The following is a 13,244-nucleotide window of genomic DNA, read 5'->3' on the forward strand; positions in this document are numbered from 1 at the left end:
TCTATATAATAAAAAGAAAAAAGGAGTGAGACTTCTGCAGCGTGAACGGGATGGATGGGTCTTAATGGCACGGTTTTATGCGGGCTTTTTGAATGCCGGTATGTTGTTATATATTCACACGATGTTAACTCTGCATACAGGCAACTTAACTCGCTTGATGGTTAGCTTGGTACAAGGGGATTGGCAAGGAACGGCCTTTCTCTTAATGCCTTTATTGGCCTTTTTTGGAGGTTGTTTGTTGACGCATTTGTATTATGTCGGTCGAAATAAGCAATCCTTTGAAGATTATTGGCGAGGTTACTTTGCGATTGGTGTCTTATTCTTTGTACTCTGGCTATTACCCCGTGATAGTTGGGCCTTTATCGGGATCATGTCCTTTGGTATGGGCATCTTTTCGACCTTATCACTAAAAAATCGAGGCTATACCGGAAACATTTCCATGGTGACGGGGCTGATCGTAGAAATAGCCAGTCAATTGGCCAAGTATTGGCGTTTAAAGCAAGGCCAGGCCAAGAAGCAGGCACTTTATCTCCTATTGAACTTATTAGCTTATGCCTTGGGAGTGGCTTGTCAAGCTGGCTTGACGCAAGTGACTGTGATTGTGCGTGCTTGGCCAATGATGGTCCTCGCTTGGTGTCTGGCGGTTTGGGCTTATTATTACGAGAAAAAAGAAGCTAGTTGCTTGGCGGAATAAGGGTGTTTTGATCACTGGTTAAGACCGGGACGGATGTCCTGGTTTTTAAGAGAGCAATGTTAGCTCCTTGTGACAAGTGGGGGAACTTTTGTATCATGGATAAAAAGGAGAGACAGCGTATGAAAAGTGCTAATAAGTGGAGTCGGGGATTATTTATTTTGGGCATCCTTACTTTATTGCTAGCAACTTTGATTCCTATAGATTGGTTGACGATCTCTTCTGGCTTGCGACCCATGGGCTTAGTCTTGATCTTTATCTGTCCCTTGATTGGGAGTGTGGGGATGATCTGTGCGATTATCGCTCGCAAGAAGTGGCTGATCTTGGGACATGGCTTATTGATCCTTGCCTTTCCGATCGGTATGGGCTTGGTATCTTGGTTAAATGCTAAATAGAAATCACTGAGGTCTTGAGGGGGAGTTGGATGAAGCATAAGTTAAGTTTGTTGGCGTTATTGGTGGTGACCTTAATCTGGGGCGGAGGCTATGCGATGAGCGCCCTGTCTTTGGATTACTTTACCCCTGTTCAGACCATGGCTGTTCGTTTTAGCTTGGCTTTTTTGGGGAGTTTGTTGATCTACCGGCGTGATTTAGCGACGATGCGCTGGCAACAATTAAAGCCTGGTATGTGGATTGGTCTGATGGTCTTTTTGGGCTTCATCTTTCAAACGGTGGGCCTGCAGTATACCACAGCCTCCAAGAATGCCTTCTTAACCACGACAAATATTGTCTTTGTTCCTTTGCTTAATTTATTGATTTTTAAAAAGCATCTTTCGCGGCAAAAATGGCTGGGCGTCTTGTTGGTCTTATTGGGGATCGGTCTTTTATCTATTGATTTTAAAGATTTGTCCCAGCTCTTTACCTATAACATTGGGGATGGCTTAACCTTGGTCTGTGCGCTTTTCTTTGCGGGTCAGATCATTTTGATTGATCACTTTCTTCATGAACTATCTTCAGCTTCCCTCATGGTCGGTCAGTTAGGGACGGCGGCCTTTTTATCCTGGTTGGTCTGCTTATGGCAAGGGGACTTATCCTTTAGCAGTCATCCGACCGGTTGGGCAGCACTCCTATATTTGAGCTTTGCCAGTACCTTGATCGCTTTTGCCTTACAGACCTGGGCCCAAAAATATAGTAGCCCCACCCAAGTAGCTGTGATTCTATCGACGGAAGCTTTGGTAGGGATGATCGCATCGAGTTTGATATTAGGCGAACCAATTACATCGACGATTTTTATTGGAGGGATCCTGATTATTGTTGGGGTATTGCGGGTTGAATTAAGCGGGAACTAGGCTGGCAAGAGGCTAAATTGCTTTTTCCTCTTTCTTCTTGTCGCAAAATAAGGTATGATGGATTAGGACAAAATCTAAGTACGACGGGATGTGGCGCAGCTTGGTAGCGCACTAGCATGGGGTGCTAGGGGTCGCAGGTTCAAGTCCTGTCATCCCGATTTTTCTCTTTTTAATAACTACACCAAAAATCCGCTAAGCTCTGTTTCGGGGCTTAGCGGATTTTTTTGATTTAGTGCTATTTTTTATGGTAATGGCGGTAGAGGAGGTGGACTATATCAAAGAGGAAGGGAGCAATGACAAAGAGGATCCAAGACCAAGCCCAGGCCCTAAAAATAAAGCTGATTGTTAAATAGCTAGCCAAGACGAGGCCCCAGTAGATGTTTTGGACTTGTGCCAAGATGGGATCCTTCTTGAATTCAGGGTCATCATCACTGGTTTGGCTCAAGCGGTTTGATGCTTGAGGACCTTGGAGTAGGGTCTGATAGCCCTTTTTGAGGCCAGAAGATCGCATGAGCTGATAGACGCCAGTACTGATGAGGGCGATGGTGGCGATTAGGCTAATGGCTATAGGTAAGTCATCATCCAGGATGGAGGAAGTAATGACAAGGGGAAGGGCCGATAGGATACAGAGGCTAGTCCCTGTGATGGTTTGTTTTTGCCAGATCTCCCGATTGGCCTTTTGGTCGCGTTCTAAAATCTCTTGGACTTGAAAGCCCAGTTGATGAGGCTGAGTCTCGATCCAGCGGTATTCTTCGCTTAGCTGTTGGTTCTGCATAAAACTAGCGCTGGCGATGGCAATTGACGCAAGGAGGATGACCCAGGCGATAATCTGTAGCCAAAAAGCGCTTGGAAGCTCATCGGCCATCATCTGCAAGGAGAAGAAGCTACCGCTACCGATAATGATTAAAAAGCAGGCAGCAGCATTGCTCTGACTGGTTACTTGCTTGACTTGTAAGTAGGCATGGGCGCTAGCAAGATCGATTTCATTGAGGGCGGCTAAGGGGCTTTCTTGGTCCGCTTGAGGGGGTGTCGTTTTTGGTTGGCTTTGAACTTCTTCTTGATTATCCTCAGTTATTTGATTCGATCGAATCAAATCATCGATGGATACGCCAAAGACATCTGATAAGCTGATCATTCGTTCTAGGTCGGGCAAGGCTTCGCCACGCTCCCATTTGGAGACAGATTGACGTGAAACGCCAATCTTGGCGGCCAGATCTTCTTGGGACCAGTTTTTAGCTTTTCTTAGTTGATAGATTTTTTCGGCTAACACAGGAATCACCCTTTCTAATTTATAGTTTTAGTCTAACTAGAAAAGTTCGATTTGACTAGCAATTTTGGCTGTCAATTTGGATGCACTTGCTAGTTGCTCTTTATGGGGAGGGGAGGCGGATATCGTTTATTTTCGAGTATGACTAGATTAAGCGCTTTGACTCCTTTATACTGAAATTAAGGAAATAGGACATTTATAGGAGAGGGGGAATCGAATGGATAAGGAACTACTTCAGTTAGCTCATGATTATCGTCAATGCAAACTATGGAAAAAATTAAATGAAAACCAAGTAATAGCAGTGGACCTAGCGGGTAAAAAGACGATCTATCTGTCTGTTTTAGGGATATTGGGAGAACATATCGCTTTATCCATCTATCAAGATCCCAAAGAAGTCTATCAGTTGAAGCGGGTGATGGAATCAAGCCAAGAACCTTGTTTTAGCCCTTTACACCAGCAAGAATTATTTTTAGACCAAGATTATTTGCAGGTTAGCTTTCTCAATAAGGAGGAGTCGGATCCAGAAGATGTCGCCTTGATTCAAGCTTTTCGTCAAGATCAGGGCATCCGGGTTAGAGGGCCGCAGACTTTTCCGAGTATTGAAGTTTGTCGTTCCAACCACTTGCCTTGGAAACCAGTGGCTAAGAAGGACCTAAGCGTGATCAAAGCTGCTTTACAAGCCTCCTTAGATTTGGCGCTGGCTTTGGAGGGATTAACGCAACCAGAGCGTGCTCGCTTGATTCCTGATTTGCGTAAGGGACAGCCAATTCCTTTGATGAAAAAAGAGGTGCAAGGCTATCAGATTGTGGCTACGACTCCTCAGCCAACCAAGGGGCGGTCGCCAGTGATTCGCCACCAGCGGCTGAATGAGTTGGAATTAGCTCGCTTAAAGAAATTGCCAAAAACCGCAGATCTTCAATTGGACCTAGTCCTTATGCCAGAACCGATCCAAGAGTTTGCTAAGCAAGCACCGTTTTTTATGTATTCATTAGTGGGGGTGGATGCTGCTTCTACTCATTGTTTTATAACGGGATTTGCTCGGGAGTACTGGCAAGAGGCTTCAGGGATGCTCAATCAGCTAATGAAGGAATTGGTGGATTATGGTAGTGCTCCTCATCGGATCTGTGTGACCAATGAGCGAACGGCTCAATTATTGCAACCCTTAGCAGCTGGCTTGGGGATTGATTGTCAGATTGATCCAACGGCTTGTGGCTTAGTCCGTGATTTTGAGGAAGACCTCTTTCAGCATTCCTTGTCGGAAGACCTGGTTGAGCGAGATCTTGATCTTGAGGAGTGGGATCTGGCAACCTTAGCTGACCAATTGCGAATCTTAGAAGAGATCGGTAGTCCCAATGCTTTACCGCGGGATATTCGAGAGACGATTCTTTGGCAGTTATATCACGCCTTAGATTCCAATATTCCGATCGCCTTTAAGCAGCGAATTCGACACTTTTTGAATCAAAGTTAATGATTAAGAACTTAATAAGAAAGGATCTTCAATGTTTGAATTAATTTTATCTTCTTTAGTGGTATTTGTTTCCACTTCGATGGACTATTTGTTCATTTTGTTGATTGTCTTTGCGGCGGTCCATGGATCTAAAGCGCGTAGGCAGATTTATTGGGGGCAGTATCTTGGAACGGCCATACTAGTGGTTATTTCATTGTTAGTAGCCTACTTCTTGAAGCAGTTGCCAAGCGATGAAATGATCGGACTTTTGGGGTTGATTCCCTTAGCACTAGGGATTCGTTTAGCGTTGGTGGGCGAAGAAGAAGCCGAGGAAGCCGATATTCTCAGTCGGTTAACCGGGCGAAAGCATTCTGCCCAGTGGCTGAATATGGCCTTGATTACCCTCGCCTCTGGTGGGGATAATCTAGGCATTTATATTCCTTACTTTGCTAGCCTGACTTGGTCTGAATTAGTTCTAGTCATGCTTGTTTTTGCGATTGCAACAGGAGCTTTGTGTTACGTCGCTTATCGTTTAACACGGTTTGCCGGAATTGGTGAGCAAATTGAAACCTATGAAACTTGGTTGGTTCCCCTGGTCTTTATTCTTTTGGGAATCTATATTCTATGGGAAAATCACACAATCAGCTGGTTGTGGAATCTAGTCTTTTAAAATAAAGGGGCCAGCGTTGAAAATCAACCTTGGCTTTTTTACTGGGATTAAAATAGCCTGCGAGAAGGTTCTTTACCTTTGTCGCAGGCTGTTTATGTTGTTTTAGATTTTATCGGAGTTCGGTAAAGGAAGCTTGTTGCTTTAGCAATTGACAGTCTCACATCCATTAGGTAACGACTTTTGTCGCACTCTGTTTAAACGTGCTCCGATGAGCATCCCCTTATGTCTAAGCAAAAATCGCTCTGCGTGATTAACATCACACCGATCGATTTCTTACTTAGCCTACAGGGGATAAGCGCTCATCGTCGCACTCTGTTGAAACGTGCTCCAAAAGTCAGAGCCTAGAATCTAAGCTAAAACCCTCAACATTTTCTGCGAAAATGCTCGTGTTTTTGCTTAGCTCAACGGCTCAAAGCGACTTTTGTCGCACTCTGTCAAAACGTGTTTCAACTTGCATCCCCTGAGTTCTAAGCAAATCACGTCCTGTGCGATTTTCAATCGCCCTGTCCATGCTTTGCTTAGCCTACAGGGGATAAGCGCAAGTTGTCGCACTCTGTTTAAAACGTGCTCACAATTGCAGCGCCTGGACGTTAAGCGATCCTTCTCGAACACTCTTTGAGTGTTTCGAAGGCTCACTTACCGCTGCGGCGCTAGGCGCAATTGTTCGCACTCTGTTTTTACCATAATTGTTGTTTGGCTTGGAGGCTTAGGCTGACGAGGATGATGCCGATCCAGCAGATGGCGCCTAGGATGAGGGCTTTTGAGCCGGTCTTGATGAGTTTGGTAAGGTCGGTGTTGATGCCGATCGCTGCCATGGCCATGATAATAAAGAACTTACTGATAGCACTAAAAGGGGTAAAGACTTGTGGGTCGATTCCTGCTTGAATGCAGAGGGTGGTGATCAGTGAGGCCAGGATGAAAAAGATGATAAAAAGGGGCAGAGTATTTTTTAATTTGTGGACTAGGGACTGTTGGTCAGCTTGAGCAGTCTGTTGGCGGTTATGATACCAACCGAGGCCTAGAGTGATAGGAATAATGGCTAAAGTCCGGGTTAGCTTGACGGTAACCGCCTTATCAAGGGTCTGGTTGCCTAGGTTAAAAAGATTATCCCAGGTCGCTGCTGCAGCAGTGACGGAGGAGGTATCGTTGATCGCTGTACCAGCGAAAATTCCAAAGGCTTGACCTGAATGGGTGTCGAAGCCTAATTTTTGCCCTAAAATAGGGAAAAGTAAAGCTGCCAGCAGATTGAAGAAAAAGATGACTGAGATAGCCTGAGCGACTTCTTCTTCTTTGGCGTCAATGACGGGAGCAGTAGCCGCAATGGCAGATCCTCCACAGATGGAGGAGCCGACTCCGACTAGGGTGGCGATCCGAGGATCAATCTTTAGTAGCTTGGCTAAGACATAGGCCAGGATCAGGGCAGTCGAGATGGTGGCAAGGATAATGGGCAGCGATTCTTTGCCTGTTTGGAAGACGATATGGAGATTCAATCCAAAGCCCAAGAGAATAACGGCATATTGCAAAAGTTTCTTAGCGGCAAATTGTAGACCGGGTTGGAAGCTGGGATCCCATGTTTTGAAGTGACCCAGAATCATCCCTAGAATGATGGCAAAGACGGGTCCGCCAATAATGGGAAAGGCCTGACCGAGGAAATAAGCGGGTAGGGCGATGGCTAAACTTAGCATCAGCCCTTTAAGTTGACTGGTATGAAACATCTTCAAACTCCTTTAATGAATAATAATAACTGATTTATTGTATCATCCCGGTGTCAAAAAAGGTAGATGACGATAAAAAAAGAGCTCCTTTTTAAAAAGGAGTCTCTTGAAAAATTCTAGTCATAAAAATTAATCCGCCGACTGATTGGATAGATAATCAGACTACCTAATAACATGGCCAGTCCTTCATTTAAGGCTAGTGAGATAAAGAGTGGCCAGAAGGTTGACCAAAATGGCTCTAAAGCCTGGGTGAGATACTGGATCATGATGGTAATGGGAGCCATCTGTAGCATAAAGGCGATAATCATGACGGCATAGGCCAGTAACATCGGATCGAAAGAGAGTCTTTGCTTGGTTTTCAAGGACTTTAGGAGCCATTGACTAACCCAACGACCGACCCAGAGAAAGACGAAGGTCGATAACGACCCAACGACCATATCCACGTAACCATTCGGGATGTTTGCTAAAAAACAGCCGAGGGTAATGGCATAGACATAGCGGCGATTATAGAGACCCAGGAAGTTTAACATTTCTGAAATGCGAAACTGAATGGGACCATAAGCGACGGGGGCGACCAAGAGGGTTAGGACCACATATAGGGCAGCGACCAGCCCACCTTTGGCAATGTCTGATACCGTTAAACGGCTGTTTGTTGATACGTGATGATTCATTTTTCCAACTCCTTTGTAGTCAGCATAATAGCTGCTAGTAATAACCTCGACCAAAGGAAGAAGTGCCGAGGTGCTGCCCCGTCATCACTGGGACAACAGACTTATTCTAACGATTCCTCAGCGTGGATGCAAGGGCTTTTTGATATTCATACAAGGTGAAATCTGTTACAATAGAGATATCATATGTCAAAGGAGTGACCAAGATGGCAGATTTAAGAAATGAAGTTAAAGAATTAAAAGAAATTATTGAAGCAAGTGCTTCACAAGATGGTATTCAACGTGCACTTGCTAAGCATCAAGCCAAAGCTAAAGTCAATCAATACAAAGATGATGCCGGAGTCTTGGCTAATCAAGCAAAAGACCAAGCCAGCCAATGGTTAGAAACCGGTAAAGATTACGCCTCCGACTGGATGGAAACAGGCCGTGACTATGCCAGCGACCTACACCAGTCAGCCTCACACATGAGCAATAGCGTTCAATCCTATTGGGACAAACACAGCTCCCATCTCTATGCGATCGCTATCGCCCTACTCGGAATCAAACTCATCCGAAACCTCAAAAAATTAGGAAAATAATAGAGTGTGACAACTTGCGCTTATCCCCTGTAGGCTAAGTAAAGCATGGACAGGGCGATTGAAAATCGCACAGGACGTGATTTGCTTAGAACTCAGGGGATGCAAGTTGGAACACGTTTTAAACAGAGTGCGAGCAATTGCGTTTACCTAACGGATGTAAGACTGTAAGTTGCTAAAGCAACAACAGTCTCAGCATGTGCCACTGCAATAAGTGAGCCCCCGAAGCGCTTGAAAAGCGCTCGAGGGGGATCGCTTATTGGCAAGACCCAGCTTTTGCGAGCAGGTTTAAACAGAGTACGACAGAAGAGCACATTTAACAGAGTGCCCCCCATTCACAGCTACTTAATCGTAAGTGTGATCATTATTTCAAACACTCTCGATTGAGGAGTCAATGGATTGTTCCATGTTAAATGGAGGTTTAGCCAGCGATCTGCTGGCTTTTTTCATGGTTTAGACCTTGACGCTAGCCAAAGGGATGGTTAAGCTTGGAAGGGATTAGAGATAGCAATTAGAATAGAAGAGGTAAGAAATGAATAATTATCTAGGCATTGCTTTATCGTTGGCCTATATCGCCTTGGTGCTCATTCTAGCAACCCTTATGCAGAAAAAGTGGCAGATGAGCGAAGAAGGTTCTCGTAAGTTGGTTCATATTTTAGTGGGGAATTGGGTCTTTATAACGCCTTTGTTTCAGGATCTATGGGCCTTGATCTTAGTGCCCGCTTTATTTGTGGGTATTAATTATTGGAGTAAAAAAAGGCAGGTCATCCAGGCGATGGAACGAGGGGATGATTCTTGGGGAACGGTCTACTATGCCCTGAGTCTTTTGTTTCTATCGCTGATGTCTTGGCTCTTGAATTGGCCGATTGCCCTCTACGGGGGTGTCTTGATCATGGCTTATGGCGATGGCTTGGCGGCACTGATCGGTCAGGCCTATGGTGCAAAGCATCCGATTGCAGCCTTTTCTCATAAATCATGGCCAGGTTCCTGGACGGTCCTGGTGATGGCAACTGTAATTAGTGGAGTTTGTCTCAGCTTTTTTGCACCGGCACTGCCACTTATTCATCAACTGATGATTGCTCTGGTTGCGGGACTCCTTGCCATGTTGATCGAACTCCAAGGCACTCGGGGACTGGATAATTTGACCCTGCCTCTGGGATTGGGCTTATTTTTGGCCTTTGCGAGTCAAGGGGCGGATACTGAGTTTTTACTGTATTTAGGGGTCATTTTAATTTGTTTAGCTACCGCAACTATGAAGGGCAAATTAAGCTTAGATGGACTGACGACGGCCCTAGTAATGGGGGCTGGTATGTATGGCCTAGGAGGTTCTTCCCTAGCCTATGCCCTTTTGACCTTCTTCTTAATTGGCACACTAGCGACCCGTTTTGGGAAAAAAGGACAGCTTGCAAAAGGGCAATCCAAGCCAAGAAATTGGCGACAAGTGGTATGTAATGCCTTGCCTTCGCTATTAATGGCTCTCTTTTATCATCAAACCAAAGATCCGAGCTATCAATGGATCGGTCTGACCGTCTTTGCGGCAGCAGCTGCTGATACCTTAGCTTCTGAATTGGGCAGTCGCTTTAATCATCCGGTCTATCTCATTACCAATGGTCAGCGAGTGACAAAAGGTTTATCGGGAGGAGTTTCCCTTCCAGGACTCGTAGCCAGCCTTTTAGGAAGTGTGATCCTGGCCTTATGGACTTTGACTGACTTTAGCTGGAAGGGATATAGCTGGGCTATAATTTTAGGCTTCTTAGGATCTGTGATTGATTCTATGCTAGGAGCGCTCTTTCAACGGAAATATCTTGGTGCAAATGGTGACCTGCAGGATAAGCCAGCCTATAAGGGGCAGGAAATCGCACAAGGGGTTTCCTGGGTATCCAATAACGGAGTGAATCTAGTCAGTTTGACACTGGTTGCTTTATTAGCTTATCTCGTTCAGCGAGTGATCGGCGGATAGAAGACTGCAAACAAGAAAATTAAATAAATTTCAAAAGACTCAAGCAGGTTTCTTGCCTGCTTGAGTCTTTTAATTTGGGAGATCATAGAAGAGGATTTGATAAACCCGACTGGGGCGTCCTCGTTTGGTTAGTGGGGAAGTGGTGACAATCTTTGCATAGCCCGCTTCATTGAGGTTCTTGAGGATCCGGTTGGCGTTACGGGGGGTAACCTCTAGCTTAGCCGCAAGATCTTTGGAAGTTAGGAGAGGGTTGTTAGACTGTTGAATTAAGTTATAAATTTTCTGAATAGTAAAGGCGGATAGATTACTTTGTTTTGCGATCTCATTCACTAAGCTTCCGTAGCCTGCGGAATATGTTTGCTGTTTGTTTTCTTCACTGTAGGTATCTAGGTATTGAATCTCTCCATTAGGCTTCATAATTACATTTTGAGTGTTGCTTGATAGACTCTCTTTGACGGCCATCTTAGCGAGCGATAGGGCCTCTGGTATTAAGTTGTTAATGCCAATTCCGAAATGGGTTAAGTCAATGCCGTTGGAGCTGAGATAGATCGCCAAGGCATTGGTACGTCCGTTATTAGTAATGATAGCTAAGGATTTTTGAGAAGCCATAAAATAGATGAAGCCTTCATCGATAAAGGTAAAAGCATCAATGGAATAACGACGAAAGAAGGTTTGGGTTAATTGGTTGACCCGATTGAGGTCTTCGTTTTTATGAACAGCAATAACACCAACAATGGATTCGTTACTCGTTTGAGTAGCCTCATTAATGTTTTGGCAAAGATCCGTTAGACTATGGATGATAAAGGGTAGAGAAGGGCTAGTTACATCATAAGGAATTTGATTTTCTTCATAAAAAGGAATGAGATTTGTTAAAGAACATAGGATGCGTTTGACTTTATTTTTTTTCTTTTGTTCCAATAAAAATGTTTTTATCTTTGTATCGATGGTTTCTAGTTCATTGGCTTTCAGATTATTGGATATTTTTTGTAAACCAGAATTAATGTCTTCGTACTGTGCACTCTCAATAAAATAGTTTAAGGTTGGATCTTTGGAAAAAGGGATCAAATAATCAATATAGACTTCATTTAATTCGTTTTTTTGGTAGTTAACCACAATGGATAGTAGTTGACCATAAAACTTAACTAGATTTTGACTAATTGAGACATAAGGAACCGTAATATCACGATTTAATAAAACAGTTCGCATGACATAATTTCCTGAGAAAACAACACCAGCTAAATTGGTTTGGTTTTGATCATACAGTTCGACGATTTCATTAAAATTAGTATATTCGACAATTTTAAAATTTAGATTTAATGGTTGAGTTAGTTGGACTTTTTGAACGGCTTTTTCAAAAAGGGGTTTTAAAAAAGAGCTTGTAATGATTAAAACAATATTCATAGGAACCTCCATGAGAAATATTTTAATAATTATACCAAAAAACGATTGATTAATCCGCTTACACCTATTATAATAGAATAAACTATTCTTTATATATTCCTTAAATGGATATAAAGAAAAAATAAGGAGGAATTGTTATGTCGGATCAAAAGGGTGCGGTAATCAGTTTACCAAAAAAGAGTAAGAACCTAGTTATTGCTGCGTGTTGCTTACTTATGTTGTTTATTGCTAGTTCGGGTGCGTCAGTGGCAGTTTTAATGACTCCCATTCTGGAAAGAATGAATGCCTTAGATCATTTTGGTTTAGTGGTTATTCTTGGAACGATCGGTGTAGCAGTTATGACACCAATCGGAGGTAAGTTAGGAGAAATCGTCGGATTTAGAAAGTTGATCTTGGTAGCGGGAACTATTTCGATCGTGTCTCTTTTAGCCTTAGGCTTTGTGAAGTCGATTGTACTTTTTTCGGTTTTTCGGTTAATCCTTAGTTTGGCACAAGGAACATTCACAGCGGCACCTTACATATTGGTCAGTCTAGTGGGTGAGCGGGTGGATGTCCCTAAATATATGGGGTTTTTAGCTAGTTCAGTTGCATTAGGTACATTTGTTGGTCCTGTTGTATCAGGAATCTTGGAGGATAAGGGGCTTTATTCTATTTCAATTTCGTTCTCATTTATCTTCTTACTTGTTGCGCTATTGCTCATTGCTAAGCACCTTCCTAAAGGTTCGTTGAATAAACAAGCTGCTATTGATAAAAAAGGTGTGGTTATGTTAGCGGTGGTTGTTTCTGCTTTTGTCTTAACCTTGAATTACACGCCAAAATTAGGTTGGTCAAATCCTTTTATTCTTGCTGGAATCGTCATTTTCTTAGTTTCCTTGTTCCTATTTATCAAAGTTGAAAAAGATTATGAAAAACAAGGTGGTCAAGCTATTGTTCCAATGCGCCTATTTTCTAATCGTGAATTTGTGACTTTATTAATGATTGCGATAACTTGTTATTTCTATCAATCTCCTATGCTGTCATATGGATCATTAGCAGGTTTCCAAGTTTTGAAAAAGAGTGCAACGGTTGTTGGGTTATTACCGGTTCCTAGAACGTTAGTAACCTTATTATTGCCATCTTTCGTTGGAGTATGGCTAGGTAAAAGCTCATTGAATAAGTGGAAAGCGATGGCTGCAGCTACTTTAATTGTAGCGATTGTCTTTATTCCACTGATGAATATTAACCCTTCTATGTCGATTATGACTTTATTTATTTCTTTTGGCTTAACAGGGATTGCCGAAAGTTGCCGGTCAGTATCGGTGACTCCTTCTGTTCAAGAAAGTTTGAGTCCTGCTGATTTATCGGCAGGGACAGCTCTAGCTACTTTTGCTGGTTCTTTAACTTCTTTGATTTCATCTTCGGTGAGTGCCTTTATTATTAATGCCCATCCAGATAATGTGGCTTTGGGATTGAGTCGGGTCTTTCAAGTGGTTGTGATAATTTCCTTGATTGGTTTCTTGTTAGTGACCCTTGTCATTCGCCCAATTCATAAAAAACGTTTTAATCAAAAAAATTAAGGAGGT

Annotated in this window: 12 protein-coding genes and 1 tRNA gene; 9 read left to right on the forward strand and 4 right to left on the reverse strand. The window is 43.3% G+C overall.

What is annotated here, in order from left to right:
* Positions 1 to 64: 64 nt before the first annotated feature.
* The 4 genes from HMPREF9706_RS07005 (at position 65) to HMPREF9706_RS07020 (ending at position 2,137) form a co-directional block, all read left to right on the forward strand.
* Positions 65 to 694: a DUF1275 family protein gene (locus HMPREF9706_RS07005; protein WP_006908668.1), complete on the forward strand. Its 630-nt coding sequence runs from the start codon at positions 65 to 67 to the stop codon at positions 692 to 694.
* A 119-nt stretch (positions 695 to 813) separates the two neighbouring features.
* On the forward strand, positions 814 to 1,086 hold the full coding sequence (locus HMPREF9706_RS07010) for a hypothetical protein (RefSeq protein WP_006908669.1): 273 nt from the start codon (positions 814 to 816) through the stop codon (positions 1,084 to 1,086).
* Between the two features lie 29 nt (positions 1,087 to 1,115).
* Positions 1,116 to 1,979: a DMT family transporter gene (locus tag HMPREF9706_RS07015; protein WP_006908670.1), complete on the forward strand. Its 864-nt coding sequence runs from the start codon at positions 1,116 to 1,118 to the stop codon at positions 1,977 to 1,979.
* A gap of 84 nt (positions 1,980 to 2,063) precedes the next feature.
* Positions 2,064 to 2,137: transfer RNA gene (locus HMPREF9706_RS07020), tRNA-Pro, on the forward strand.
* A 77-nt stretch (positions 2,138 to 2,214) separates the two neighbouring features.
* On the opposite strand, the gene HMPREF9706_RS07025 is transcribed toward HMPREF9706_RS07020, so the two are convergent.
* Positions 2,215 to 3,249 carry a helix-turn-helix transcriptional regulator gene (locus tag HMPREF9706_RS07025; RefSeq protein WP_006908671.1) on the reverse strand — a complete coding sequence of 345 codons (1,035 nt, stop codon included), beginning with the start codon at positions 3,247 to 3,249 and terminating at the stop codon, positions 2,215 to 2,217.
* 214 nt (positions 3,250 to 3,463) lie between these two features.
* On the opposite strand from HMPREF9706_RS07025, the gene HMPREF9706_RS07030 reads away from it, so the two are divergent.
* Both HMPREF9706_RS07030 and HMPREF9706_RS07035 read left to right on the forward strand, forming a co-directional pair.
* Positions 3,464 to 4,714, forward strand: coding sequence for a DUF7309 domain-containing protein (locus HMPREF9706_RS07030; RefSeq protein ID WP_006908672.1), 1,251 nt, complete (start codon positions 3,464 to 3,466; stop codon positions 4,712 to 4,714).
* Positions 4,715 to 4,745: 31 nt separating this feature from the next.
* On the forward strand, positions 4,746 to 5,363 hold the full coding sequence (locus HMPREF9706_RS07035; protein ID WP_006908673.1) for a CadD family cadmium resistance transporter: 618 nt from the start codon (positions 4,746 to 4,748) through the stop codon (positions 5,361 to 5,363).
* A gap of 677 nt (positions 5,364 to 6,040) precedes the next feature.
* Here the strand turns inward: HMPREF9706_RS07035 and HMPREF9706_RS07040 are convergent.
* Positions 6,041 to 7,078: a YeiH family protein gene (locus HMPREF9706_RS07040; RefSeq protein ID WP_006908674.1), complete on the reverse strand. Its 1,038-nt coding sequence runs from the start codon at positions 7,076 to 7,078 to the stop codon at positions 6,041 to 6,043.
* Positions 7,079 to 7,194: 116 nt separating this feature from the next.
* The gene (locus tag HMPREF9706_RS07045; protein WP_006908675.1) at positions 7,195 to 7,749 is read right to left on the reverse strand and encodes a QueT transporter family protein; all 555 of its coding nucleotides are present in this window, start codon (positions 7,747 to 7,749) and stop codon (positions 7,195 to 7,197) included.
* Positions 7,750 to 7,952: 203 nt separating this feature from the next.
* Here HMPREF9706_RS07045 and HMPREF9706_RS07050 point away from each other — a divergent pair, with 203 nt between their 5' ends.
* Positions 7,953 to 8,324 carry a hypothetical protein gene (locus HMPREF9706_RS07050; RefSeq protein WP_006908676.1) on the forward strand — a complete coding sequence of 124 codons (372 nt, stop codon included), beginning with the start codon at positions 7,953 to 7,955 and terminating at the stop codon, positions 8,322 to 8,324.
* A gap of 529 nt (positions 8,325 to 8,853) precedes the next feature.
* Positions 8,854 to 10,281: a DUF92 domain-containing protein gene (locus tag HMPREF9706_RS07055; RefSeq protein ID WP_006908677.1), complete on the forward strand. Its 1,428-nt coding sequence runs from the start codon at positions 8,854 to 8,856 to the stop codon at positions 10,279 to 10,281.
* 69 nt (positions 10,282 to 10,350) lie between these two features.
* On the opposite strand, the gene HMPREF9706_RS07060 is transcribed toward HMPREF9706_RS07055, so the two are convergent.
* Positions 10,351 to 11,682: a winged helix-turn-helix transcriptional regulator gene (locus HMPREF9706_RS07060; protein ID WP_006908678.1), complete on the reverse strand. Its 1,332-nt coding sequence runs from the start codon at positions 11,680 to 11,682 to the stop codon at positions 10,351 to 10,353.
* 137 nt (positions 11,683 to 11,819) lie between these two features.
* On the opposite strand from HMPREF9706_RS07060, the gene HMPREF9706_RS07065 reads away from it, so the two are divergent.
* Positions 11,820 to 13,238 (forward strand): MFS transporter, encoded by a 1,419-nt coding sequence (locus tag HMPREF9706_RS07065; protein ID WP_006908679.1) that lies wholly within the window; start codon positions 11,820 to 11,822, stop codon positions 13,236 to 13,238.
* Positions 13,239 to 13,244: the final 6 nt, after the last annotated feature.

Origin of the sequence: Facklamia hominis CCUG 36813 (genome assembly GCF_000301035.1) — a bacterium.
GTDB lineage: Bacteria > Bacillota > Bacilli > Lactobacillales > Aerococcaceae > Facklamia > Facklamia hominis.